The sequence below is a fragment of the Mesorhizobium sp. BH1-1-5 genome (assembly GCF_020165615.1).
Lineage (GTDB): Bacteria > Pseudomonadota > Alphaproteobacteria > Rhizobiales > Rhizobiaceae > Mesorhizobium.
Window position 1 is genome coordinate 66,246 of the sequence record NZ_JAIUIM010000019.1, and the last position, 22,157, is coordinate 88,402.

The following is a 22,157-nucleotide window of genomic DNA, read 5'->3' on the forward strand; positions in this document are numbered from 1 at the left end:
CACGGCCTGCATCCACATCGGCCATTGCTTCGCGTGTCAGCCGTTCCTTGATCTCGGAATTATCACTCTCCGTTGGAGTCCCCTTTTTCATCTGAACAATCCCGCGATATCGGCCATTGGTCGAAACAGCTTCATCGGTTGATCCGGAAATGGCAAGAAACTCTCGCGTTCATAGAAGCGCCGCGCGTTCTCGTCCTTCGCGTCGACAATGACCGCGAACGAGGCGATCTCACTACGGAGAGACCGGTGCAATGCATCGGCCAGAAGGTATCGGCCGTAACCCTTGCCCTGGTGCCGTCGATCGAGGGCCAAGCGTCCAAGCAGCGTCGCCGGAATGAGTGGATAGCGCGGCAAGTTGCGGACTGTCTCGGCAGGCCATTCGCCGACATTCACCGCAGTGGATGAGAGCGTGTAGTAACCGGCGATAGCTCCATTCGGCGTGACTAGCACGAAGGGCGCCGCAATATTCTTGCGGGCATCTTGCCCAGCTTGCAGTCGAAGATATCGATCGAGCGGTTCTGCGCCGCTTTCGAATGAGTTTCTGTCATGCAGCGGACCGAGCACCTCAACTCGCAGAGGGGCTTCAGTCGAGCCTGCCACTTCAGATGCCAGTGGCTTGTCGATACCGACGTACCGTATCGCGCAAGCGATCGTTCACTGGTTTTGGATTGACGAGAGCGTCCACGAAGGCCCGGCTGTCGCGGATAGACAGCTCCAGGCGCTCGTGCTCCTCGATTGCACGGCGGGCAGCTTCCTGGAGGCTGGTCAGCACAAAATCCGTCACGGTGCGGCCCTGTAGCGCCGCAGCATGCTCGATAAGGCTCTTCTGGTCGGCCGTGACGCGTGTTTCCAAACGCTCGCCACGAACGCGGCCGCGTGGTGGGTGTGCCGTCATTGTCGCTCTCCTGCGGCAATGTACGGCCAATGGCCGGCAATTTCAAGGCTGAGGCCTCAAAGCCCCTCTTTCGCCGCCTCGGCCAGGCGCGCCGCGTAGCGGGCCATGGTGTCGATCTCGAGGTTCACGCGGTCGCCCGCGTGGCGCTCGCCCCAAGTGGTGACAGTCAGCGAGTGATGGATGAGCAGCACGTCGAAGCGGGTGCCTTCGACCTTGTTGACGGTGAGCGAGGTGCCGTCGAGCGCGACCGAACCTTTCGGCGCGATGAACTTGGCCTGATGCCGTGGCGCTTCGAGGGTGAAACGCACGGCATCGCCCTCCTCCTTGCGCTCGATAATCTCGGCCATGCCGTCGACATGGCCGGAGACGATGTGGCCGCCGAGCTCGTCGCCGATCTTCAGCGCCCGTTCGAGGTTGATACGGGTACCGGGTTTCCAGCTCGAGGCGGTGGTCAGCCTCAGCGCTTCCTCCCAGGCCTCGACCTCGAACCAGCGCGCGTTCGAGCCTTGCTCGGGAAGCGCGGTCACGGTGAGGCAGACGCCACCACAGGAAATCGAAGCGCCAATCGCGATGGTGTCAGGATCATAGGCGGTGTCGATGCGCAGGCCGATGCCCTCGGCGAGCGGCTTCGCAGCGGCTACCGTGCCAACGTCGGTGACAATTCCGGTAAACATTAAAGGTTCCTCACCCATTCGGCATAACTGTCCTCGCCGAAACGCATGTCACGCGATTTGCGAAATCCAGCCGGGATATGGTCGGCGTCGATGGGCGATGCAATACCGTCCTCACCGATGGCGTCCGGGCCTTGGAAGAGGACAATGCGGTCGACAAGATCTTCATCGAGGAAGGCCTTGGCCACCTGGGCGCCGCCTTCGACCAAAACGCTTGCCATGCCGAGCGCGGCAAGGTCTTCCAGCAATTCGGGCAAAGCGACGACGCCATCATGGGTTTCGGTGCCGATGAAGCGTACGCCAGCGCGTTCCAGCGCCGAGCGCCGATGCGGATCGGCCTCCAGGCAAGCGGCGACGTAGAGCGGCACGCGGTCGACGCCGGACACCAGCTTCGACGCCTCCGGCAACCGGATCTGCCGATCGAGGATGATGCGCGCCGGCGAGCGGTTCTCCAATCCCGGCAGGCGCACGGTCAACGCCGGGTCGTCCTCCAGCGCGGTGCCGATGCCGATCAGGATGGCGTCGGACTCGGCGCGCATCAGATAGACATCGCGCCGCGCGATCTCGCCGGTGATGGCGACCTGGCCTGCGCCTTTGCGGCCGATCTTGCCGTCGCTCGAAAGCGCAAGCTTCAGAGTTACTTCCGGGCGTTTTTTCAGAGAACGAGTCAGATAGCCGGCCATCTGCTCGGCAGCTTCGGCGGCCAGCACCTTCTCCACCACCTCGACGCCGGCGGCGCGCAGGATGGCGTAGCCCTTGCCGGAGACGCGCGGATCGGGATCGCTCGCAGCACCCACCACCCGCGCTATGCCGGCATTGACCAGCGCATTGGCGCAGGGCGGCGTGCGGCCATGATGGGCGCAAGGCTCCAGCGTGACATAGGCGGTGGCGCCACGCGCGAGTTCGCCGGCCTCGGCCAGCGCCTCGGTCTCGGCATGCGGGCGGCCACCCACGGCCGTCACGCCGGTGCCGACGATCATCGGTCCGGCGCCGTCGTCGCGCACGATGACGGTGCCTACGGAAGGGTTGGTCGAGGTGCGGCCGGCATTGCGGCGCGACAGCCTGATGGCCGCGGCCATGAAACGGCGGTCAAGGGCCGCCTGCACGGCGTCGTCCAGTCGCTGTCCCGCCATGATCAGCCGGCGTCCTCTTCGGTCTTTTCCTCGTCGCCCTTCAATTCGCCCAGCAGCTCGTGAAAATCCCTGGCCTCGCGGAAATTGCGATAGACCGAGGCGAAGCGGACATAGGCGACGTCATCCAGCGATTTCAGCGCCTCCATGACCAGCCGGCCGACCTCGCCCGAAGCAATTTCGGTCTCACCCGAGCTTTCGAGCTGGCGCACGATGCCGGTCACGGCGCGGTCGATGCGTTCGGGGTCGACATTGCGCTTGCGCACGGCGATCTCGACTGAGCGCAGCAGCTTGTCACGATCGAACGGCACCTTGCGTCCGGACTTCTTTACGACGACGAGGTCGCGCAGCTGGACGCGCTCGAAGGTCGTGAACCGGCCGCCGCAATCGGGGCACACCCGCCGCCTGCGGATCGCGGCGCCATCCTCGGCGGGACGCGAATCCTTCACCTGCGTATCTTCGGACTGGCAATAGGGGCAGCGCATAGAGAGCCTTGGGTTCGCGATTCTGTGGGCGACAGGCTTAGAGCCTTTTATGCCCCAGAGATAGCGAGGCGCGAGCAAGATTGCCAGCGCCCTGCCCGACCGGCCGGCAGCCTCAGGGCGCAACGTCCTTGGTCGAAAACCCGCAGGACGTGCCGAGGTTGCGATAGGCCTTGGTGAAGCCGTCCATCGGGATGCTGGTGACCTTCTGTTTGCCGAAGGTAACATCGAGCGAGGTGACCTTGCGCATGGCGCGCAGCAGGGCGAGGCTGGTCTTGGCCTGGTTGTCGACCATCCAACTGGGACGACCGCCGGCGGCGGCGTTGGAGCTCACCGTCGCGGAGACCTTCACGCCGGGGTCGCCGAAGGTGGCGGCGATCTTGTTGCCAGTCGGCAGGGTTTTGTTGTCGATAATGAACATGATGGCCGGGTACGCATCCGGCGGCAGCGCATCGCCGGTCGAGATCGACAGCGTCAGCGAGCCGGCGTTGCCGTTGCCGTCGACGAAGGCGGTCGAGGCGGCACAGGTCTTGTGCGCGTCCTGCCCCGTGTCGAGCGTATCGATGATGGTGGTCCACTTGCCGAAGGTATTGGTGGCCGGCATGTCGGAAGCAGATTGCGTCTGCTCCTGCGCGACCGCGCCGGACAGGGCGAAAACGGCCAGCGAGCCGGACAGGGCCAGGGTGGCAAGACGGAAAGTGCGCATCATCAAAGTCTCCGGTAAGCCGCGCCGCCCGACCAGGGAGCGGCGCGAAGCGCGAGGATAAAAGATGACGTATGTCGCGCGGTCAACCGAAGGAGGGCAACCTACCGTCGATCAGCCGAGATAGGGGTAGAGCGGGAAGCGGTCGGTCAGCGCCGTGACCTTGGCCTTCACCGCGGCCTCGACCGCCGCATTGCCTTCGTCGGAATTCGCCACCTTCAGACCGTCCAGCACCTCGGCGATCAGCTTGCCGATCTCGCGGAATTCAGCCTGGCCGAAACCGCGCGTGGTGCCGGCCGGCGTGCCGAGACGCACGCCCGACGTCACGAACGGCTTTTCCGGATCGAACGGGATGCCGTTCTTGTTGCAGGTGATGTTGGCACGGCCGAGAGCCGCCTCAGCGCGCTTGCCGGTGGCGTTCTTCGGACGCAGGTCGACTAACATAAGATGGTTGTCGGTGCCGCCCGAGACGATGTCGAGGCCAGTCTCCTGCAGGCTGGAGGCCAGCGCCTTGGCGTTGGCGACAATGCTTTCGGCGTAAGCCTTGAAGCTCGGCTTCAGCGCTTCGCTGAGCGCCACCGCCTTGGCGGCGATGACATGCATCAGCGGACCGCCCTGCAGGCCCGGGAACACCGCCGAATTCATCTTCTTGGCGATGTCCTCGTCGTTGCACAGGATCATGCCGCCACGCGGACCGCGCAGCGACTTGTGGGTCGTCGTGGTCACGACATGGGCATGGGGCAGCGGCGACGGATGCACGCCGCCGGCGACGAGGCCCGCGATATGCGCCATATCGACCATAAGATAGGCGCCGACCGCATCGGCGATCTCGCGGAAACGCTTCCAGTCCCAGATACGCGAATAGGCGGTGCCGCCGGCCAGGATCAGCTTCGGCTTGGTCTCATGCGCGGTCTTCTCGATCGCGTCCATGTCGAGCAGGTGGTCTTCCTTGCGCACGCCGTAGGAGACGACCTTGAACCACTTACCGCTCATATTGACGGGCGAGCCATGGGTGAGATGGCCGCCCGAATTCAAATCGAGGCCCATGAAAGTGTCGCCGGGCTGCAGCAGCGCCAGGAACACCGCCTGGTTCATCTGGCTGCCCGAGTTCGGCTGGACGTTGGCGAAATTGCAGCCGAACAGCTTCTTGGCGCGTTCGATGGCCAGTTCCTCGGCCACGTCGACGAACTGGCAGCCGCCATAGTAGCGCTTGCCCGGATAGCCCTCGGCGTATTTGTTGGTCATGATCGAGCCCTGCGCTTCGAGCACGGCGCGCGACACGATATTTTCCGATGCGATCAGCTCGATCTCATGGCGCTGGCGACCGAGCTCGTTGCGGATGGCGCCGAAGATTTCCGGATCGGCGTCGGCAAGCGTGGTCTCGAAAAAGGATTCGAATTTGCTGGAGGATGCCGCGACATTTGACATGGCTTGCTTTCCCTTGGGGCCGGAGGTCTGCGAGGTCGCCGCGCATTAACACAGTTGTTTTGCGCCCGCCACGTTTGCGGCGCGAAATTTGCTGGCCGGTTTGCGCCAAGGCGGGCCTCGGGCTGCTAATCCCGCGGTTCGCGGCCCTTGAGGATCGCCTCGGAGAAGGTGATCTCGGTGAACAGCTTGCGCGCCGTGTGGTCGTTGATGTCGCCACGGCGGAGCATGGCCTGCAGCTCGGCGCGCTCGGCCTCGATGCCGGCAAGCCTGAATCCGAGCTCGATCCGCCCGGATTCGCGAGCCTCGGCGCGCGCTTCGTCGGCGCCATCGGAGAGCGAGATGCGGCGCCGGTAGATGGACGCGACGCTCTCGGCGATGGCGAGCTTCATCTCCGCCGCCTCTCCTTCATTGCCGTCGCTGGCCAGGCCTTCGATCCTGGCGATGGCCGCATTGGCGGCGCCGACCCGGGCCCGGCGCTCTTCGGCGGCACCTGGATGCTCGCCCGGCTCGACGAGACCGCGCGCGACCGTCGGCAGGGCAAGACTGGCGATCGCCAGCGAGCAGATGATGACGCCGGCGGCGAGGAAGATCACGAGGTCGCGGGCCGGGAACGGCGAGCCGTCCTGCAAGGTGAGCGGCAGGGACAGGATGCCGGCCAGCGTGACGGCGCCGCGCACGCCGGCGATCGAGCCGGCGAGCCTGACGCGAAAACCAAAGGGTTCGGCCTTGCGCTTACCTAGCCGCGCGGCGAGCACGGCACCCATGTCGCCGACCCAGATCCAGACATAGCGCAGGGCAATCAGGCAGAGCGTGAGCAAAAGCACGGTCAGCGCCGGCTCGAACAGCCAGTGCCGGGTCGTCAGCTCCGGCGGCACCTTGCGGATGATGTCGGGCAACTGCAGGCCAAGCAGGATGAACAGCGAGCCGTTGAACATGAAGATCAGCATCGACCAGAGCGAAATCGTCTGGATACGCGCCGAGACCGCCATGTGGCGGACGATGCCGGAGTAGCCGGTCAGAAGGCCGGCCGTGACCGCTGCCAGAATGCCCGAGGCGCCGAAATGCTCGGCAATCAGATAGGCGACGAAGGGCAGCAGGACCATGACCAGCACCTGCGCTTCTGCCGGTGTGCTGGTGATGCGACCAAGGATCTGCAACGACTTCGCGGCGATGAACAGAGCCGCGACGCCGGCCAGGATGCCGATGGCCACCGCCAAGAGGAAACTCAAGGATGCCGCGGCAAACGAGAAACTGCCGGTCAGCGCCGCCGCGACCGTGAAGCGGAACATCACCAGACCGGAGGCGTCGTTGAGCAGCGACTCGCCTTCCAATATGTGCATCAGCCGTGCCGGCACGACATTGCGGTCGACGATCGAGGACACCGCGACCGCGTCGGTCGGCGACAGCACGGCGGCCAGAGCGAAGGCGACCACCAGCGGGATGCTCGGCACCAGCCAGTGCAAGGCGTAACCGAAACCGACGATGGTGAAAAAAACCAGCCCGATGGCGAGGTCGAGGATCGGACCGCGGAGCGCCATCAGCTCACGCTTTGGCGCCGAAAAGGCGTCACCGAACAGCAGCGGCGGAATGAACACCAGCAGGAACAGCTCGGGATCCACTTCGATGTGAACGCCTCGCGCGGGCCAGGCAAGCGCGACGCCGATGGCGATCTGCAGCACCGGCAGCGGCACGCGCACCAGCCGCACCAACGCGCCAGAAACGGTCACGAAGGCGAGCACGACGAGGATGAAGACGGCGACGTCCATGGCGCGATTCCAGCTATTCGGCCGACCATGGGCAATTGACGGCGTCGCGTCCAGCCGGCCGGATAGCACGCGGCCGCACCAACCGCGGACACGTCGCCGTTCTGCTAAAGCGAGAGAACCGCTTTGGGCACGGAACAAAGCACCGTGAAGGCCGGGTTCACGACATTGCCGATGCGCAGGCTGCAGGTCTGGCTGACCAGTTGGTGCGCGTCCATCGTGTCCAAGCTTGTCCGGTGCGCCACCCAGCGCACCAGCCCGGCGACCGCGATGCGGGCGGCATCGTCCAGCGGTCGCGCGCAGCCGATGACACCGATATGACTTTCAGTCTCCAGGCGCGGCCAGTCAAAGCCTTCATCCGACCCGGCTTTCTCGACGGACAGGGTGGTGAAGAAGGCGCCTTCGACCGCGGTGCCGGCGATTTCGCCATCGCCCTGCGCATAATGGCCGTCACCGATATAGATGTGCCCGCCATCGACATTGGCCCGCAGGTAAAGCGTCGCGCCTTCCGTCAGGTCCGGGATGTCGAAATTGCCGCCGAAGTCGCCGGGAACAACGCCGAGGCGGACTTCGCCATACGCGGGCGCGATACCCAGCGTGCCGTGAAACGGCCGGTAGCTAGCGGAAAGCGTGCGGCCGGAGGAGGTCTGGGTGGTCAATTGCGTTCGATCCGGCGAGAGGCGCCAGATCCACACCCGCTCTTCCTGCTCCGCCTGCAAGTTGGGCGAGGCTCGGGTTCCCGACAAGAAGCCGAAATTCGGCGATATCGTCGCCACGCCCCAATCTCGGGCGGGCTCCAGGCGATGCAGATGGATTGCCATGATATCGCCAGCCTTGATGCCCTCGACGGCGATCGGACCGACCAGCGGGTTGACTTTCGGATAAGGCGCGACCTCGCGCGGCTTGCCGTCGACGCTCGTCAACTTGCCGGAAAAGCAGTCCTCGGTGAACACCGTGAACTGCTCCCCGGGCCTGACGGAAAGCCGTGGCGCATGCCCTCCCAGTTGGAAGACGAAATCGTGCCCGTCGTTCAGCGGTCGAACCAAGTGCCGGCTCCCAGTTTCTCGACGATGTCGACAAACGCCTGCGTGGCGTCGCGATGGATGCTATGGCCGACATTGGGCACCACGACGACAGAGCGCTCCCCGACCTCTGCGCGCAGGCGCGCGGTGTCGTCGGGTGGAACGAACCGGCTCATTTCCGGAAGGACCCAAACCGTCGGCAGCATGCGGGCCAGGCGCGCCGCATCATCCCGCAGATCCCAGGGCGCATTGCCGGCGAAGGCTGAGCGTGCGTCATCGAAGGATATCTGCTCGAGCGACACGACTTTCCAGGCGGCGTCCCGCCGCGACCAGCCGGGATTGAGTTTCAGCAGCCCCTCGATGTCGTGGGGCAGATTTGCCTCGTCCCAATCCAGCATGCCCTTCGGCGTCGCCTTGTCGGCGAAATGCGAGACCGGGTCTTCCAGAAGCATCGACTTCGGCCGGAACAGGCCGCGCAACACGCCAAGCTGCGCCAGCGTGCCGCCGAAGGAATGGCCAAGCAGCACATCCGGCCCGGCAGGCAGGTTCTCGACACAATCGGAGAGCAGGCTGTCGAAGGAGAAATCGCCATTGCCGCGCGCGCTTTCGCCGTGGCCGCGCATATCGGGAGCAATCACCTGCCAGCCGCGTTCGGCAAGCACCCGCGCCGGCTCTGTCATGGCGCCCGCATTGGCGGTGATGCCGTGCAGCGCCACCATCGTCTTCGGCGCGCCGCGGTCGCCCCAGCGCATGATATTGAGCGCCACCATGTCAGGCTCCCGCCGCCCAGCCGACGATCTGCCGCCAGAGCGTCGCGTAGCCCGGCCAATCGACAAAGGCCGGCGGCGCCCAATGCGGCCCGCAATCGGACGCGAAGGCGACCGACCGACCCTTGCCGAATTCAGCCGCGACGATCAGGGGATCGTTGCCGACGGTCGCGACCACCGTCGCCTTCTGCCTGGCGGAAAAGCGGTTGTAACCGAGCAGAGCCGGCCATTCCGCCTCCAGTCCGCCGACGATCGCATGATTTGCCGCAGCCACACGCGGTTTCACGCCTTGCGGCCGCTCGGCACGATCATCGCCCGCTTCCATTTCCACGCCCAGCACCTCGGCGACTTCGGTGTCGCGGTAGCGCGCCTTGGCGTCGATGCCCTGGAAGGTCATATAGCCGCCGATCATCACCAGCCCGCCGCCGCCCAGGACATAATCGCGTATCGCTTCGAGGCGATTGGGCAGCGTCTTCGAGCGCACGAAGGTGTCGGGGTGGAGCAACAAGGTGTTGGCGCCGATGTCGCTCAGCACGACGCAGTCGAATTTTGCCAGTTCGCCGGCACTGAAGGGGAAGTCGCGCGCCGCGACATGGGCCGGCTGGTAGACAACGTCCCAGCCGCCGCCTTCGAGGGCGTCGCGCAGCCAGCGCACGCCTTCGGCGTACTCGGTCGTCGTAAAGGAATCGAAGCCCTTCTGATGGATCGAATGAACGGTCCAGGATTCGCCCGCGATCAGGACGCGACGGCTCTTTGTCATATTTCCTCTCCTGTTCTCTAAGATCGGCTGGCCAGCCGCTTCAGCGCGGCGATGAAGGCGGCGTGAATACCCGCCCCGTCAAGCTCGACGGCGATTTCGGCGTTCGGCGGCCCGGAGCGGCCGGCAAAATCGATGACCGTACGGCCATAGGTAAACTTGCCGGCGAGCTCGACCTCGACCCGAGCCGGAACCGTCCTCGCCAGGGAAGGCTCGGCCGCGACGAGCGATGCCACGGGATCGTTGAGCGGCATGGCGGCAGGCCCGAACACGCCCCGGCGGAATGTCGTGTTCAGCGAGCGCAGGAGCTCCGCGGCGAAGAGCCCGACCTTGCCGCCGATCGCCTCGGCGTCCGCAATCAGTCCATCGGTGATGACCGCCTGCGGTCCCACGTCGATCGGGAGAAGCGTCAAGGGAATGCCGGCCCCGAACACGATGGCGGCCGCCTCCGGATCGCAGAGCACATTCCACTCCGCCGCCGCGGTCTTGTTGCCGAGCCCCCAGGCACCGCCGAGCGAGACAACACGCTCGATCTTCTCGGCCAGGCCGGGATTGCGCCGCAACGCCAGGGCCAGATTGGTCAGCGGGCCAGTGGTGACCACGGTGCTGGCGGCGCCTGAAAGGACAAGCTCGGCGATAAGGTCGCTGGAATGGCTCGGATCGACGGTGACCGCTTCGAGATCCGGCCGCTCCGGGTCGAGCGCGCTGGTCTGGTCGAGAATGCCGGCGATCAGCCTTTCGCGCACCAGCGGCCCCATGGCGCCTGCCGAAACCGGAACATCGTCGCGCCCAGCAACGGCAAGGACGATGGCGCCGTTGCGGGCCGTGCGGTCGCCGGCGAGATGGCCGGCACCCGTCGTCACCGCCTTTAGGTCGAGCGCCTTGTGGCCGGCGGCGACCAGGATGCCCAGGGCATCGTCATTGCCCGGATCGCAGTCGAGGATGATCGGCTTCGTCATTGCAGATTGTCCTGAATTCTGGCCGGCCGGTTGCGCACCAGGATGCGCCAGCGGGCGAAGGTCAGGCCGATGATGGCGGCGAGATAGGGCAGCATCAGCACGAATTGCGAGGGGATGGCGAACACTTGCAGGCGGTCGCCCAGCGCGCCAAAGAAGCCGAACAGGAAGGACGCCGCCGCCGTCATCCAGGGCTGGCCGCCGCCGAACAGCGTCGCGGCAAGCCCGATGAAGCCGCGGCCGCTGGTCATGTCCGGCAGGAAGAAATGCAGCTTGTCCATGGCGAGTTGCGCGCCGGCAAGCCCGGCAAGCAGACCGCTGATCGCCAACGACAGCGCCTTCATGGCGGCGATGCGGATACCGGCGGAGCGCGCGGCGTGCTCGTCCTCTCCCGCGGCCCGCAGGCTGGCGCCGAGCGGCGTCTTGTAGAGGAAGACATAGGTGAGCGGCACCGCGACCAGCGCGATCAGCACGATGATGCTCTGGCCTTCGAAGGCCGGGCCGAGCACCGGCAGCCAGGACAGCGATCCGGCCGGCACATGCCAGATGTCGGGGAAAGCGATCGGCCTCAGCCCGCCTGGACTGTTGTAGTAGCGCTCGAGGACGAAGAGCGTGCCGCCGGCGGCGAGCAGGTTGATGCCAAGGCCCGCCACGATGAAGTCGGCGAAGAAGCGCAAGGTCAGCAGCGCCAGAAGCTGCGAAAGCACGACCGCGACCACCAGCGCCGACAGGAAGGCAGGCCAGGCGCTGCCGCTCCAGTCGCCGACCGCGACAGCGGCGAAGGCGGCCGCCAGCATCATGCCCTCGACGGCGACATTAAGGATGTTGGCGCGCAAGGTGATCATCGCCGCCAGCGCCGCGAGAAGGATCGGGGTCGACTGTTCGAGAACGGCGGCGAGCAGCGATGTCAGGTTCATCCGCGCCTCCTCACGCCGCCTGGGCCGCGCGACGCAGCCGCGCCGTCATCAGCAGCACGAGCAGGCCCGTCAAAAGGTTGACCAGGGAGCGCGGCACATCGGTGGAAATCTGCATGTAGGCGGCGCCATTCAGCATCGCGGCGTAGAAGAGCGCGGTCGCCAGCGAGCCGATCGGATGGACGCGGGCAAGCAGGGCGCAGGTCAAGCCGACCAACCCGTAGCTCGGCGAGAAATTCTGCTCGAAGCGGTGTCCGACGCCGAGCACGTAAAGTGCTCCGGCCAGCCCGGCCAATCCGCCGGCAATGACCATCGCCGAGATCACCCGCCGCGCCGCCGGCACGCCTGTGGCCTCGGCAAAGCGCAGATTGGTGCCGGCCGCGCGAACCTCGGCGCCCCACTGCGTGCGGAAGAGCACGACCCATGAGACGACGGCAAGCACAGCGGCGACGAGGAAGCCGCTGGTGGCGCGCGGAACGAAGGGCAATGGTGGCAGCCAGATCGAGCTCGGCACCATCCAGCTTACCGCGCCATAGGCGGTGGTGTCGCGGATCACCTGGTTGGCGAGCCACGAGGTGATCAGGAGAATGATGATGTTGAGCATCAATGTCGTCACCACCTCGTCGACGGCGAGACGCACCTTGAGCACGCCCGGAATCCAGCCGATCACCGCGCCGGCCAGAAAACCGGCGACGATGGCGAGCGGCATCAACACGACGGCCGGCAGCGAGGCTCCGGCGATTGCGACGACCGTGGTGGTGACCGCGCCTGCGTAGAGCTGGCCCTCGCCGCCGACATTGAAGATGCCGGCGCGAAACGAAAAGACGACGCCCAGCGCGATCAGCGTGAGCGGCGTGGCACGGTTCAGGAACAGGGCGAAGTTGCCGAGCGAATCGAAATTGGCGAGCAAAAGGTCACGATAGGCGCGGACCGGCTCATCCGTGATCGATGCGACGAGCAGGAAGCCGAGCGCCAGCGTGAGCAGGATCGCGGCGAGCGGCGCGCGAATGACACGCAGGAAATTGGACAGCGCGGGCGCCATCATGCTGCCTCCTTCGATCCGCCGTTCATCAGATATCCCACGGTCTCCTCGTCGGCCTCGGCGCGGTCGAGGACGCGCATCATGCGCCCCGAATACATGACGCCGATCCTGTCGGAGAGCGCGAAGATCTCCGACAGCTCGGAAGAAATCAAAAGCACGGCGCGGCCCCGGTCGGCGGCTTGCAGGATGCGAGCATGGACGAATTCGGACGCGCCGATGTCCAGTCCGCGCGTCGGCTGGCAGATCAGGAGCAGCGACGGATCGCGCTCCAGCTCGCGGGCGATCACCAGTTTCTGCATGTTGCCGCCGGAGAGCCAGCCGGCCTGGGTGGCAGGCTGCGCGCCGCGCACGTCGAACTCCTTGATCTTCTCGCCGGCGAAGCCATCGAGCTTCTGTCGGTTGATCAGGCCGCCGGAGAGCAGCCCGGCGCGGCTGTAGTTGGTTGCCGCGACGTTCTCGGCGACGCTCATCGTGACGCTCAGGCCACGGTCGAGGCGATCTTCCGGCACGAAGCCAAGACCAGCCTGCTGGCGTTCGTTTAGGTCAGCGTCGGTCAAATCCCGATCGCCGAAGCGGATCTTACCCGCCTGCACCGGCATTAGCCCAGCGATCGCCTCGGCGAGCTCCGTCTGGCCGTTGCCGTCGACGCCGGCGATACCCAGTACCTCGCCGGCGCGCACCTGGAGAGAAATGCGGTCAAGCAGACGCCGGCCTGCGTGATTGGTCATGCTGACGCTGTCGAGCGTCAGGACCGGGGCGCCAAAGCTGCGCTGGGCGTTGCCCTTGCGGCCGACAAGGAACACCTCGCGGCCGACCATGTCGCGGGCGATGTCGGCTTCGGTGACATCGGCGGTGTCGCGCGTGGAAATGCTGCGGCCGTGGCGAATGACGGTCACGCGGTCGGAGACGGCCTTCACTTCGCGCAGCTTGTGGGTGATGAAAAGGATGGTGCGGCCCCTGGCGCGAAGCCCATCGACCACGCCGATCAGTTCATCGACTTCGGGCGGCGTCAGCACTGCGGTCGGCTCGTCGAGAATCAGTAGATCGGCGTCGAACGCCAGCGCCTTCAGGATCTCGACGCGCTGGCGCTGGCCGACCGAAAGCGTGCGCACCGGCGCCTCCGGATCGAGATGGAAGTTGTAGCGCGCGATCAGCTCGCGGGCGCGCTCGATCATCTGCCGACGGTCGGAGAAGATGCCCAGCCTGCGCGGCTGGCGGCCGAGAAACAGGTTCTCCGCCACGGTCATGGACGGCACGAGCGTGAAATGCTGGTGCACCATGCCGATGCCGAGGCGGCTCGCGGCGATAGGGTCGGCGATCGTCACGGTCTTGCCGTTCAGCACGATGGAGCCGGCGTTCGGCTGGTGAATGCCGGCAAGGATATTCATCAGCGTCGATTTGCCGGCGCCGTTCTCGCCGCAGATGACATGCACCTCGCCGCGCCGGACATCGAGATCGACATGGCTGAGCGCGGTCTTGTCGCCAAACGACTTGGCGATGCCTGCAAGGCTCAAAATGATGTCTGGGTCGCGCATCGATAGGCTTTCCTGGGAGCAGGCTTCCTGGTCGGGATGCGGGACGCTGCCGGAGCAGCGTCCCGTTTCAAGGTCCTGGGAGGCTTACTTGAAAGCAGTGTCGACCTTGATCTCGCCGCTGACCACCTTGGCCTTGGCAGCGTCGACCTTGGCCTTGATTTCGGCGGGCACCAGCTTGTCGTTGTAGATCAGGCCGACGCCCTCATTGGCGAGACCGTAAACCTTGAGCTTGCCGAACTCGGCCTTGCCGTCCTGGATCTGCTTGACCGAGTCGTAGATCGAGTTGCCGATCTGCTTGATCATCGAGGCGATCACATAATCGGGGTGCAGGCCGCTCTGGTCGGAATCGACGCCGATGGCGTATTTCTTGGAGTCCGCAGCACCCTTGAGGATACCGAGGCCAGCCGGGCCGGCGACGTTGAAGACGACGTTGGCGCCGTTCTGGATGGCGGTCTTGGTCAGGTCATAGGCCTTCTGCGCATCGTTGAAGTTGCCGATGAAGATCACCTGCACGTCGATGTCCGGGACGACGGTCTTGGCGCCTTGCTTGAAGCCGAGGATGAAGTCCTGGATGACCGGCAGGTCCATGCCGGCGACGACCGCGATCTTCGGATCGCCGGAGGTGAGCGGGAAGTCCTTCTTGTCGGTCGCCGCGATCGCGGCCAGGGCGCCGGCGAGGTAGGAGCCCTCGTTCTGCGCGTATTTCACCGAAAGAACGTTCGGTTGCTTCAACTCGTCGTCGAAGAAGACATATTTCTGGTCGGGATGCTGCGGCGCGACGTCGGCCAGATTGTCATGCATGTTCGGCCCGGTGAAGATGACGCTCCACTCGCCCGAATTCGACACCGCCTCGAGGTTCTGGCGCCAGAGCTGCGGGTCGGTCGGCGATGCCTGCAGCAGGCGCGTCTTGACGCCTTCCTTCTCGGCGCGGGCGAAGCCGGTGGCGGCATTGTCGTTGAAGCCCATGTCGCCGAGATTGTCCGACATCACATAGACGGCGCTGAAGTCGGCGGCGAATGTCGGACCGGCCATCAGGCCAAGCCCGAGAGCCGCGGCGTATGCTATTGATTTCACGATCGATCTTGTCATTTGTTGCATTCCCCTTTCTTGGTTTCGAACCGTCTTTCTCAGGAGCGTGGCGGCGCCACCGAGTTGCGCTTGACCAGCGCGACCGGGAGCCGGGTGAGTTCGGGCGGCGAAGCCTTGTCGATCAGCGCCTTGAGCGTGCCGAACCCGATGCGACCGAGTTCGGCGGTCGGCTGTCGGATGGTGGTGAGGCCCGGCGCGAGGAGGTCGGCGAACGGCATGTCGTCGAAACCGACCAGCGAGATGTCCTGCGGCACGCTGAGGCCTTTGGAGCGCACCGCTTCCATGATGCCGATGGCAATGAAATCGCTGCCGGCGAAAACGGCCGTCGGCAGCCTGTCGCCAGCCAGGATGTCCAGCATGGCGGCACGGCCGAAGTCGCGCGAATACTCGCCCTGGCGGATATCGCCGTCGTCGACCCTTATCCCCGCCCCGGCCATGGCGTCGCGGTATCCAGCCAGTCGTTCGATGGCGCTGAACAGCTTCGCCGGGCCGCCGATATGCGCGATGCGCCGGTGTCCGGTTTCGACGAGGTGCCGCGTCGCGGCGCGGGCACCTTCGCGGTTCTCGACGAAGATCTTCGGAACGTTGACGCCCGGAATGTCCTCGTCGATCAGAACGATATGGCCGTAGTGATGAAGGGTCGCGGCTAGAGAGCCGTCGTCCGGCCGATTGGTCATCATGATCAGCCCGTCGACATGACCGTCCTTCAGCCGCCTGAGACTGCCGAGCTCGCGTTCCCGGTTGCCGCCGGTGCTGCTCATCAGCACGGAATAGCCGTGCTTTTCCGCCTCATCCTCGACGGCTGCGGCCAGTTCGGCAAAGAACGGGTTGGCGATCTCAGGCGTCATCATGCCGATCGCCTCGGAGCGACCAAGACTGAGGCGCTTGGCGAGGATGTTGGGACGGTAGTCGAGCGCCACGATGGCCGCGTCGATGCGGGTCGCCGTCTCCGCTGGAAGCTCGATGCGATTGTTGAGGTAGCGCGACACGGTCGTGGTCGACACCCTCGCCATTATCGCAACTTCATTGATGGTGCTCATGTCCGCCCCAGCCAGCAACTGACCGAACGCTATCTCATAAAATTTGGCTAGTAAAGCGGTTGCGTAAAGTGGTTTACTAACTTTCAACAGGCTCTGCCGACATTGCGACGCCGACCGCGGCCGCCGCCGCGACGACGGGCTTGTCGTTCTTGTCAGGGATCATCAGGCAGCGTGAGTCTTGGCAGCCCCTCGGATATTGGCGAGGCGCTATTTGAGGTTGCGCCGCCCCGTCAGGGCGCCGCAATGGCCTCCCCATGCGGTGCGATTGTCTTTGCTGCAGGTGGCCTCGGACCGCTCCAAATGCCGAAGATGCGCCCCGACGGCCCCGCGCCCAAGCTCCGCTCCCCTTCGAGAGCGGCCCCAATGTCGGGGCGCATCTGGCGGCGGCTCGCAGACTTGGAGCGCCAACCGAAGGAATTCCCAAAAAACCGGCCGGCACCCGGCGTCAGCGCAAAGGCTGCTAAGGGGCACCGGGTAGCCGGCCGCCACGCCAAGGCCCTGGAATCGGCGCGGCAAATGCAGAACAAGACGCCGGGTCCGCACCCTACCGCCAGAAGTGTGCGGGTGGCTGGCGCCGCGTCTTTCCTGATACGCGAGCGGGCAAGTCCATCAACCTCCCGAAAGCGTCGGATTGACAGACCGATGCCCCCTGCCCTTGCGGCATGGAACAGCCCGTGCGACCGTGCGTTCCGGGTGGGTTGAAATTGGGGCAAGCGATGCTGTCACGATTGATGACGCATGTCGAAGCGGCGTATGCGTCGTCTACAGCCGAAGATGCCAGCGTGGCCTTCTTCGCGGCAATGGAAGATCTCGGCGCCTCCCATCTGCAGACGCGGCTTTATCGGGGCCGGCGGCGATCCTGACGTCGGCCAGCCATTGGGCGGCCGGCGGCTTCATCACCAGGCTGGCGCCGAGCGGCTGGCCGGGCAGCCCGGCCTTCGACTATGTCTGCTTCGAATGCAACCCGTTGCTCGGCGCCATCCGCGAGAGCCGTACGAGCTACCGCTTCAGCGATTTCGCGCCGCGCGACGATGCGCAATACGGCGCCTATTGGGAGGCGCTGAGCGAGGCTCATATCGACGACGCGCTCTGCGCCACCTCCTATGGCGGCGACGGCGCGATCGCCTCTCTGCATCTCGGCTTCCACAAGCGGGACTATTCGCCGGACGAGCGTTTCGCCATCCACATGGCGGGCCTTGCGCTGACGGAAAGGCTGATGAGCCTGACCTCGCCACCGCCGACCGCTGCGGTCAGGCTGACGCGGCGCGAGCGCGACAGCCTGGCGCTGGTCGCGGAAGGCAAGACCGACTGGGAAATCTCGGTGATCCTCGGCATCGCCGAAGCCACGGTGCGCTTCCATGTCGACAATGCCAGGCGCAAGCTCGGCGCCGTGAACCGCGCGCAAGCGGTGGCGCGGCTGGTGAACCAGCGGCTCATCTAGAGAGCGCCGCCCAAACAAAAAAGCCGCTACGAGAGCGGCCTTTTTCTTTTAAGATCAGATGCTTACTGCGCGGAGCTGATCTGCAACTCTTGGGCGCCGTCGAGGCCGTAGATGTCGTCGCGGAACTGCACGACGCCCGGGGCCGTCGACCATGCCGACAGATAGAGGAAATGCACCGGCACCGGGTTGACCACGTTGATCGGCGTGTTCTCGCCGGTCTTGATCGCAGCCTCGAAATGCTGGCGGTCCCATCCAGGCGTGTCGCGCAGGATCCAGGTGACGAGGTCGCGCACATTCTGGACGCGCACGCAGCCGGAGGAATCGAAGCGCATCAGCTTGCCGAACAGGCTCTGCTGCGGCGTGTCGTGCATGTAGACGCCGTCCGGGCTCGGGAAGTTGATCTTGACCGAGGCCATCGCGTTGTTGCTGCCCGGATCCTGACGGAAACGGTATTTCGCGGCATCGTCCGTCGACCAGTCGACGGTCATCGGATCGACCTCGCTGCCGTCCGGCGCGAACAACCGGATGTGGCTTTCCTTGAGGTAGTTGGGGTCCTTCCGCATCAGCGGAATGATGTCCTTGCGCACGATCGAGACCGGCGCATTCCAGTAAGGATTGACGATGATCTCGTTGATCTTCGAGTTCACAATAGGCGTCTGGCGGTCGATCTTGCCGACGATCGCGGTATGGCGCAGCACGACGCGGTCGTTCTCGACCGCTTCGACCTGCGCGCCCGGAATGTCGACCAGCACATAGCGACTGCCGAGCGTGCCGGCCTTCTCCTTCAGGCGCTGCAGATTGGTCTGCAGCTGGCCGAGCCGGATCTGCGCCGAGACGTTCATCGCCGTGTAGGTGTATTTGCCCATGGCGCCGTCGGCCGGCAGGCCGTGGCGGAGCTGGAAGCGCTTGACCGCCGAGTCGACATAGGAATCGAAGGCCGTCGAGATGCCGGCGCTCTGCGGCAGGTCGCCGGAAACCATCAGGCGCTTGCGCAGCGGAACGACATCCGGATCGTCGACGCCGAGCTGCAGTTTCTTGGTCGCCGGAACCTGTTCCCAGCCACCTTGGGAGACGATGTTCTGGTACTGCGCCACAGCCTGCTCGGTGAAGGCCACCGTCTGCTGGCTGAAGATCGGCAGCGTCGAGGCGACCTTGTTGGTGTCGGTGCCGCGGGCGTCGAACTGATCGTCCCAATTGCCGCGGGTCGAAGATTTCAGAATGTCCCCGATGACATCCTGGGCGTTGGCATGGCCGGCGGCAAAAGCAGCGGCGAGCGCGGAGGCCCCGGTAAGGAAGAAACGGCGGCTGGTTCTCATGGCAGACATTCTTTGCTTAATCGCTCTCGCTCAATCGCTTGCCGGGCGGCTTTGTCCGCACTCTAGGGGTGGCAAACTTAACAATTCGCCAACCATGACCCGCATCGTCCGGCTGCCAGAAACGCGCTGCCGCCACGCAGGTTCCAAGGAGCGCAGGGCATAGGCCCGCAGCATCACCCGTAATCCGCATCCACCGCGATTATGGCGGCAACGTGGCCTTGGCCCGCGATTTGCATATGGCGGCGAGGTGAAAGAAAGGGCAGCGATGCTTTTTTGCATCGCAGCAACGCTGTCGAGCGCCTGACGAAGGCCTAACGCCGCTCGGCCGGCGGCCCTTTCAATTCCGAGCATCGTTGCAGTACCTCATTTTGCGAATAGCGCAGGATTTTGTTGTCCTCCAGCTTGAGCAGCAGTTCGCGCCTCTCGCTCGAGCTCTCTCCGTCCGTGCAAGTCATGTCCAGGATGACGGCGTCAAGGCGGTTGATCTTCTGGATCTTGTCTAGTGCGCAACCGACTTCCCACATGTCCACCGTCTTGTCGGTGAATGTCACGATCGAGTCATTGTTGTCGCATGGGGCGCTGCCCACCGCGGCAAAGGAATCCTTCCACCACTCCTTGGTGAACGCCGGCGGCGAAAACGACAGAAGCATCGTGGCAGCCCAGCCAATTTTCGAGCGTTTTCCACGCCCATTATGCGCGCCCCTCGCCAGATGATGACATTAGGCAGCGCCATGGTGAAAGCAAACAAGTCAGAGACCTGAGCCGACGAGTGGAACGCAAAAAAAGATTGGGACCGGCGCGCTTCGGCACCAGTCCCATACTCTTTCCCCGGCCGCGCTTCTTCGGCGCGGCTTCGATGTTCCAGGCTCGGATGCTTACATCCGATAAGCGATGGTGTCGTTCCAGAAGCGGTCGAGCCGCTGCAGCGCGCGGTTCATCTGCTTGAACTCGTCGGTGTTGATGCCGCCGACCGCCTCGATCGAGCCGACATGGCGCTCATAGAGGCCGGCGACGACGTCGGCCACCTCGTTGCCCTTCGGCGTCAGCGAGACGCGGACCGAACGGCGGTCGATGCGCGAGCGCTGGTGGTTGATGAAGCCGAGGTCGACCAGCTTCTTCAGATTGTAGGAGACGTTCGAGCCTAGATAGTAGCCACGCGAGCGCAGCTCGCCGGCGGTCAGCTCCGAATTGCCGATGTTGAAGAGCAGCAGCGCCTGGATGGCATTGATGTCGGAGCGGCCGTTGCGGTCGAACTCGTCCTTGATCACGTCAAGCAGGCGGCGGTGCAGACGCTCCACCAGCTGCAGCGATTCCATGTACAGCGAGCGGATAGCCTCGCGGCGATCGTCGGATACGTTTGCGGTCTTCGCCGCCGGGCGCGAATTGATCATTGTCTTTGCCTCTCGTTTGTCGCCTTGGTGATTTTTTGTTTTTCACCTTGATCGCGACACTATCGAATACTCATAAAATTCGACTTAAACGCCAGGGCTAACAAGAGCTTACCGGTAAGAGGTTTCGGAAGACGCTTAACGATCGGTCACCCGAGCAAGAACAATTAACCTAAAGATTTAGGCAATGGATTTTGGAGGAAACCGGGCTCGGAAATTGGCCCGGGAGGCCCGTCCTCGGCCGGCTCAATGAGTGGAGCATGATGTCGTCCGAAAACCGCTTCACACTTTTCGGCATCATGCTCATTGGCGAAGCTGGCGCTTCTGCAGCCAGATGGTGACGCGAAAGACGATGTAGAGCAAGGCCACGCAGGCATGCGAGATCACGATCAGCATGCGGTGGCCGAACAGGTCGGGGAAACCGGCATACATCACCGTCTCGGTCACCGCGCAGATGAACCAGATCACCGGCCCCCAGGACGCCAGCATCCACAGGCCTGCCGCGGCGAAGGGAAAGAAGACGGCCAGCGTCGCCGCCGCCACCTGCCAGTGCACCGGCATCAGGTCGAAGCGCCACAGCTCGCCCGGATAGATGCCGATCAGGCGGATCCAGTAGAGAATGCCGAACAACAGGCAATAGCCGGCGATGACGCGCTGGAACCAGGCGAAGATGACCTCGGTGGTCGAGGGCTGCAGCACCACGCGCCTGGAGGTGACCTCGCTCACAGGGTGAGTTCCTTGTCCCCGAGCGGCGCGAAATAAGCATCGATATCGGCCGTGCCGATCTCATCCAGTCCGGCCGGGCGCCACTTCGGCGTCGAGCCCTTCTCGATGATGGCGGCGCGGATGCCTTCATAGAAATCATGGCCGGCGAGCATCCGGTTCAGGATCCGGAACTCCATCCTCATGCATTCGTCCATCGACAGCGTCGATCCCGCGCTGACCTGGCGCCAGGCGACGTTGAGGCTGGTCGGCGAGCGGGTCTTCAGCGTCGCCAGCGTCTTTGCGGCAAAAGCATCTTTGGCCGCTGCCCGCTCCAGGCTGGCGACAATGTCGGCGAGCGAAGGCTGCGAGAAGTGTCGAGCAATCGCTTCCAGGTCCTGCCGCTCCGTCTCGCGTTTGGCCGGCACGAAGAAATCGCGCAGCTCCGCATTGGCATCGCCGCTCGTCGCCAGCTCGTCGAGCAGGCCTGCCTGGTCTTCGGCCTTGATGGTGTGGGTGGCCAGCCCCGACCACAGCGCGTCGCCATGGCGGATGCGATTGCCCGTCAGCCCGAGATACATGCCGAAAGAGCCGCCCAGATCCGGCAGCAAATGGCTGGCGCCGACATCGGGGAAGAAGCCGATGCCGACCTCCGGCATGGCGAACTGCGCGTTTTCGGTCAGCACCCGGTGCGAGCCGTGGAAGGAGATGCCGACGCCGCCGCCCATGACGATGCCGTCGATCAGCGCCACATAGGGTTTCTTGAAGCGCGCGATGCGGGCGTTGAGCCGGTATTCGTCGGCGAAGAAGTCGACGGGTGGCCTGCCGGCCCGGCCGGCCTCGTAGATGTGCAGGATATCGCCACCGGCGGAAAACGCCCTGCCCTCGGCCTTGACGACGACGACGCCAATGCCCGGATCCTGCTCCCAGGCGTCGAGCGCCCTGCCGAGCGCCTTGACCATATTGTGCGTGACGGCGTTGAGCGCCTTGGGCCGGGTCAACGTGACCACGCCGGCCTTGCCCAGCCGCTTGAAGCGGATCTCGTCGCCTCCGCCAAAATCCATAATGAGAGAATCCTCCCCCGCGCCTGCGGGAGGAGAAGTGCTAAGCGGCGAC

The 22,157-nt window shown here is 64.6% G+C and carries 23 protein-coding genes; 1 reads left to right on the forward strand and 22 read right to left on the reverse strand.

The window, feature by feature from the left end; translation table 11 throughout:
* Positions 1 to 87: 87 nt before the first annotated feature.
* The 17 genes from LB572_RS23705 to LB572_RS23785 form a co-directional block, all read right to left on the reverse strand.
* Positions 88 to 564: a GNAT family N-acetyltransferase gene (locus LB572_RS23705; RefSeq protein WP_412033585.1), complete on the reverse strand. Its 477-nt coding sequence runs from the start codon at positions 562 to 564 to the stop codon at positions 88 to 90.
* A gap of 37 nt (positions 565 to 601) precedes the next feature.
* Positions 602 to 895: a DUF1778 domain-containing protein gene (locus tag LB572_RS23710; protein ID WP_140807935.1), complete on the reverse strand. Its 294-nt coding sequence runs from the start codon at positions 893 to 895 to the stop codon at positions 602 to 604.
* Between the two features lie 56 nt (positions 896 to 951).
* A complete protein-coding gene (locus LB572_RS23715) occupies positions 952 to 1,569 on the reverse strand; it encodes a riboflavin synthase (protein ID WP_224669422.1) in 618 nt (205 codons plus the stop codon).
* The gene (gene ribD, locus LB572_RS23720) at positions 1,569 to 2,699 is read right to left on the reverse strand and encodes a bifunctional diaminohydroxyphosphoribosylaminopyrimidine deaminase/5-amino-6-(5-phosphoribosylamino)uracil reductase RibD (protein WP_224669423.1); all 1,131 of its coding nucleotides are present in this window, start codon (positions 2,697 to 2,699) and stop codon (positions 1,569 to 1,571) included. Before ribD ends, LB572_RS23715 begins: the two co-directional genes overlap by 1 nt.
* A gap of 2 nt (positions 2,700 to 2,701) precedes the next feature.
* Positions 2,702 to 3,181, reverse strand: a complete 480-nt coding sequence (gene nrdR, locus LB572_RS23725; protein WP_126082941.1) for a transcriptional regulator NrdR — start codon at positions 3,179 to 3,181, stop codon at positions 2,702 to 2,704.
* 112 nt (positions 3,182 to 3,293) lie between these two features.
* On the reverse strand, positions 3,294 to 3,884 hold the full coding sequence (locus LB572_RS23730; protein WP_412033587.1) for a hypothetical protein: 591 nt from the start codon (positions 3,882 to 3,884) through the stop codon (positions 3,294 to 3,296).
* A gap of 111 nt (positions 3,885 to 3,995) precedes the next feature.
* On the reverse strand, positions 3,996 to 5,309 hold the full coding sequence (glyA, locus tag LB572_RS23735; RefSeq protein ID WP_224669425.1) for a serine hydroxymethyltransferase: 1,314 nt from the start codon (positions 5,307 to 5,309) through the stop codon (positions 3,996 to 3,998).
* A 125-nt stretch (positions 5,310 to 5,434) separates the two neighbouring features.
* Positions 5,435 to 7,075 (reverse strand): Na+/H+ antiporter, encoded by a 1,641-nt coding sequence (locus tag LB572_RS23740; protein WP_224669426.1) that lies wholly within the window; start codon positions 7,073 to 7,075, stop codon positions 5,435 to 5,437.
* 104 nt (positions 7,076 to 7,179) lie between these two features.
* Positions 7,180 to 8,118: an acetamidase/formamidase family protein gene (locus tag LB572_RS23745; RefSeq protein WP_224669427.1), complete on the reverse strand. Its 939-nt coding sequence runs from the start codon at positions 8,116 to 8,118 to the stop codon at positions 7,180 to 7,182.
* Positions 8,103 to 8,864: an alpha/beta fold hydrolase gene (locus tag LB572_RS23750; protein ID WP_224669428.1), complete on the reverse strand. Its 762-nt coding sequence runs from the start codon at positions 8,862 to 8,864 to the stop codon at positions 8,103 to 8,105. Before LB572_RS23750 ends, LB572_RS23745 begins: the two co-directional genes overlap by 16 nt.
* 1 nt (position 8,865) lies before the next feature.
* Entirely contained in the window at positions 8,866 to 9,621 is a 756-nt protein-coding gene (locus LB572_RS23755) for a glutamine amidotransferase (RefSeq protein WP_224669429.1), read from the reverse strand.
* 17 nt (positions 9,622 to 9,638) lie between these two features.
* Entirely contained in the window at positions 9,639 to 10,577 is a 939-nt protein-coding gene (locus tag LB572_RS23760) for a nucleoside hydrolase (protein ID WP_224669430.1), read from the reverse strand.
* Positions 10,574 to 11,491, reverse strand: coding sequence for an ABC transporter permease (locus LB572_RS23765; RefSeq protein ID WP_224669431.1), 918 nt, complete (start codon positions 11,489 to 11,491; stop codon positions 10,574 to 10,576). The genes LB572_RS23760 and LB572_RS23765 overlap by 4 nt, the downstream gene beginning before the upstream one ends.
* Positions 11,492 to 11,501: 10 nt before the next feature.
* A complete protein-coding gene (locus tag LB572_RS23770) occupies positions 11,502 to 12,533 on the reverse strand; it encodes an ABC transporter permease (RefSeq protein WP_140807918.1) in 1,032 nt (343 codons plus the stop codon).
* The gene (locus tag LB572_RS23775) at positions 12,530 to 14,065 is read right to left on the reverse strand and encodes an ABC transporter ATP-binding protein (RefSeq protein ID WP_224669432.1); all 1,536 of its coding nucleotides are present in this window, start codon (positions 14,063 to 14,065) and stop codon (positions 12,530 to 12,532) included. Before LB572_RS23775 ends, LB572_RS23770 begins: the two co-directional genes overlap by 4 nt.
* An 84-nt stretch (positions 14,066 to 14,149) precedes the next feature.
* The gene (locus LB572_RS23780; RefSeq protein WP_224669433.1) at positions 14,150 to 15,139 is read right to left on the reverse strand and encodes a BMP family ABC transporter substrate-binding protein; all 990 of its coding nucleotides are present in this window, start codon (positions 15,137 to 15,139) and stop codon (positions 14,150 to 14,152) included.
* A 53-nt stretch (positions 15,140 to 15,192) separates the two neighbouring features.
* Positions 15,193 to 16,194: a LacI family DNA-binding transcriptional regulator gene (locus LB572_RS23785; protein WP_224669434.1), complete on the reverse strand. Its 1,002-nt coding sequence runs from the start codon at positions 16,192 to 16,194 to the stop codon at positions 15,193 to 15,195.
* A 967-nt stretch (positions 16,195 to 17,161) separates the two neighbouring features.
* Between LB572_RS23785 and LB572_RS34620 the strand changes: the two genes are divergently transcribed.
* Complete coding sequence (locus tag LB572_RS34620; RefSeq protein WP_318014059.1) at positions 17,162 to 17,635, forward strand: helix-turn-helix transcriptional regulator; 474 nt, start codon at positions 17,162 to 17,164, stop codon at positions 17,633 to 17,635.
* Positions 17,636 to 17,697: 62 nt separating this feature from the next.
* Here LB572_RS34620 and LB572_RS23795 read toward each other — a convergent pair whose 3' ends face one another.
* From LB572_RS23795 to LB572_RS23815, 5 genes are all read right to left on the reverse strand, one after another.
* The gene (locus LB572_RS23795) at positions 17,698 to 18,951 is read right to left on the reverse strand and encodes a L,D-transpeptidase family protein (RefSeq protein WP_140811108.1); all 1,254 of its coding nucleotides are present in this window, start codon (positions 18,949 to 18,951) and stop codon (positions 17,698 to 17,700) included.
* Between the two features lie 311 nt (positions 18,952 to 19,262).
* Positions 19,263 to 19,601: a hypothetical protein gene (locus tag LB572_RS23800; protein ID WP_224669435.1), complete on the reverse strand. Its 339-nt coding sequence runs from the start codon at positions 19,599 to 19,601 to the stop codon at positions 19,263 to 19,265.
* A gap of 225 nt (positions 19,602 to 19,826) precedes the next feature.
* Positions 19,827 to 20,342 carry a transcriptional regulator LdtR gene (gene ldtR / locus LB572_RS23805; RefSeq protein ID WP_040983294.1) on the reverse strand — a complete coding sequence of 172 codons (516 nt, stop codon included), beginning with the start codon at positions 20,340 to 20,342 and terminating at the stop codon, positions 19,827 to 19,829.
* A gap of 300 nt (positions 20,343 to 20,642) precedes the next feature.
* On the reverse strand, positions 20,643 to 21,065 hold the full coding sequence (locus tag LB572_RS23810) for a DUF6163 family protein (RefSeq protein ID WP_140811088.1): 423 nt from the start codon (positions 21,063 to 21,065) through the stop codon (positions 20,643 to 20,645).
* Positions 21,062 to 22,105: an enoyl-CoA hydratase/isomerase family protein gene (locus tag LB572_RS23815; RefSeq protein WP_224669436.1), complete on the reverse strand. Its 1,044-nt coding sequence runs from the start codon at positions 22,103 to 22,105 to the stop codon at positions 21,062 to 21,064. Before LB572_RS23815 ends, LB572_RS23810 begins: the two co-directional genes overlap by 4 nt.
* Between the last annotated feature and the right edge of the window lie 52 nt (positions 22,106 to 22,157).

What these genes read in the sequence shown, in the direction of transcription:
- LB572_RS23710 (WP_140807935.1), bottom strand. Translation starts at nt 895, where the DNA reads ATGACGGCACACCCACCACGCGGCCGCGTTCGTGGCGAGCGTTTGGAA.
- LB572_RS23715 (WP_224669422.1), bottom strand. Translation starts at nt 1,569, where the DNA reads ATGTTTACCGGAATTGTCACCGACGTTGGCACGGTAGCCGCTGCGAAG.
- ribD (WP_224669423.1), bottom strand. Translation starts at nt 2,699, where the DNA reads ATGGCGGGACAGCGACTGGACGACGCCGTGCAGGCGGCCCTTGACCGC.
- nrdR (WP_126082941.1), bottom strand. Translation starts at nt 3,181, where the DNA reads ATGCGCTGCCCCTATTGCCAGTCCGAAGATACGCAGGTGAAGGATTCG.
- LB572_RS23730 (WP_412033587.1), bottom strand. Translation starts at nt 3,884, where the DNA reads ATGCGCACTTTCCGTCTTGCCACCCTGGCCCTGTCCGGCTCGCTGGCC.
- glyA (WP_224669425.1), bottom strand. Translation starts at nt 5,309, where the DNA reads ATGTCAAATGTCGCGGCATCCTCCAGCAAATTCGAATCCTTTTTCGAG.
- LB572_RS23740 (WP_224669426.1), bottom strand. Translation starts at nt 7,075, where the DNA reads ATGGACGTCGCCGTCTTCATCCTCGTCGTGCTCGCCTTCGTGACCGTT.
- LB572_RS23750 (WP_224669428.1), bottom strand. Translation starts at nt 8,864, where the DNA reads ATGGTGGCGCTCAATATCATGCGCTGGGGCGACCGCGGCGCGCCGAAG.
- LB572_RS23755 (WP_224669429.1), bottom strand. Translation starts at nt 9,621, where the DNA reads ATGACAAAGAGCCGTCGCGTCCTGATCGCGGGCGAATCCTGGACCGTT.
- LB572_RS23760 (WP_224669430.1), bottom strand. Translation starts at nt 10,577, where the DNA reads ATGACGAAGCCGATCATCCTCGACTGCGATCCGGGCAATGACGATGCC.
- LB572_RS23765 (WP_224669431.1), bottom strand. Translation starts at nt 11,491, where the DNA reads ATGAACCTGACATCGCTGCTCGCCGCCGTTCTCGAACAGTCGACCCCG.
- LB572_RS23770 (WP_140807918.1), bottom strand. Translation starts at nt 12,533, where the DNA reads ATGATGGCGCCCGCGCTGTCCAATTTCCTGCGTGTCATTCGCGCGCCG.
- LB572_RS23775 (WP_224669432.1), bottom strand. Translation starts at nt 14,065, where the DNA reads ATGCGCGACCCAGACATCATTTTGAGCCTTGCAGGCATCGCCAAGTCG.
- LB572_RS23785 (WP_224669434.1), bottom strand. Translation starts at nt 16,194, where the DNA reads ATGAGCACCATCAATGAAGTTGCGATAATGGCGAGGGTGTCGACCACG.
- LB572_RS23795 (WP_140811108.1), bottom strand. Translation starts at nt 18,951, where the DNA reads ATGAGAACCAGCCGCCGTTTCTTCCTTACCGGGGCCTCCGCGCTCGCC.
- LB572_RS23800 (WP_224669435.1), bottom strand. Translation starts at nt 19,601, where the DNA reads ATGCTTCTGTCGTTTTCGCCGCCGGCGTTCACCAAGGAGTGGTGGAAG.
- ldtR (WP_040983294.1), bottom strand. Translation starts at nt 20,342, where the DNA reads ATGATCAATTCGCGCCCGGCGGCGAAGACCGCAAACGTATCCGACGAT.
- LB572_RS23815 (WP_224669436.1), bottom strand. Translation starts at nt 22,105, where the DNA reads ATGGATTTTGGCGGAGGCGACGAGATCCGCTTCAAGCGGCTGGGCAAG.